The sequence below is a fragment of the Deltaproteobacteria bacterium genome, assembly GCA_009930495.1.
GTDB lineage: Bacteria > Desulfobacterota > Desulfovibrionia > Desulfovibrionales > Desulfomicrobiaceae > Desulfomicrobium.
In genome coordinates this window covers 1-1,089 of the sequence record RZYB01000461.1, presented here as the reverse complement: position 1 = coordinate 1,089, position 1,089 = coordinate 1, and the positions used below count along the sequence as shown (strand labels likewise).

Below are 1,089 nucleotides of genomic sequence, written 5' to 3'. Positions count from 1 at the left end.
CATCCGACAGGGAGATGCTGACGCGGCTTCATTTGTTTTCGAAGAAAAAATAATAAACACCGCGGAGCGTATCGAGCATCAGCTCTCCGTCCTTTCACGGCAGGCGGATTCGGCGGAAACGTTGTATGACGGCATGTCACGCCTCATCATGGTTGAAGGGTTGAGCCTGAACCAGGGCATGCGCGCAACCATCAATAGCTTGGTCGAGCTGAATGCGAACATGACCGACAAGGACGCTACCGCATCAATCAGCAAGGCTCTTCTCATCGGGAATATGTCCGTCGCGGGGGTTTTGGGTGGATTTTTTTCTCGTTGCTGATTGGCGCGTATCTGACAAAAAATATCACGCGGCCGCTTGTTGAAGTCATCGGGTACGCCAAAGCAATCGCGTCTGGAGATTTTTCAGCCAGATTGGAGATGAACCGGACAGACGAGGCCGGAGACTTGGCGAACGCGCTTCGGACAATGGTTTCGACGTTGCAGGCCTACATTCAGGAAGCCGAGATGCGCAACGAGGAGGCCAAGGCCGAGGCAACCAAGGCACGCCAAGCCTTGGAACAGGCCAAGCTCGCGCAGGAAGAGGCCGAACGGGCGCAGCATCAGGGGCGGGTCCAGGCGGCATGCATTCTTCAGGAGATTGTCGACGAAATTTCGCGGAGCACGGAAAGCTTTTCCGCGGAGATCGAACACATCGCCAAGGGCGCTGATTTTCAGAATACTCGAAGCGCCGAGGCTGTCGAGGCGGTGCATCATGTGGACCAGATGATCAAAGCCGTGGCGGCCAGTGCGCAGAACGCCGCCGGCCAAAGCCAGACAGCCGGAGAAGAAGCCAAGAAGGGCGCGGATCAGGTTGGCGAGGCCGTCAATTCCATTACCCAGGTCAAGGCCGATATCCTCGCGCTGAAAACATCCATGAACCATCTCGCGGACCGGACAGGCGACATCAACAGTGTCCTGTCCATGATTTCGGATATCGCCGACCAAACCAATCTTCTGGCCCTGAACGCCGCCATTGAGGCTGCGCGTGCCGGGGATGCGGGCCGGGGGTTTGCTGTCGTGGCGGACGAGGTCAGGAAATTGGCGGAAAAG

The 1,089-nt window shown here is 57.2% G+C and carries 1 protein-coding gene; it reads left to right on the top strand.

All coding sequences use genetic code 11. The annotated features are described in order from the left end of the window. Positions 1–417: 417 nt before the first annotated feature. The coding region (locus EOL86_15475) for a chemotaxis protein (protein ID NCD26970.1) at positions 418–1,089 on the top strand (672 nt) is incomplete at its 3' end.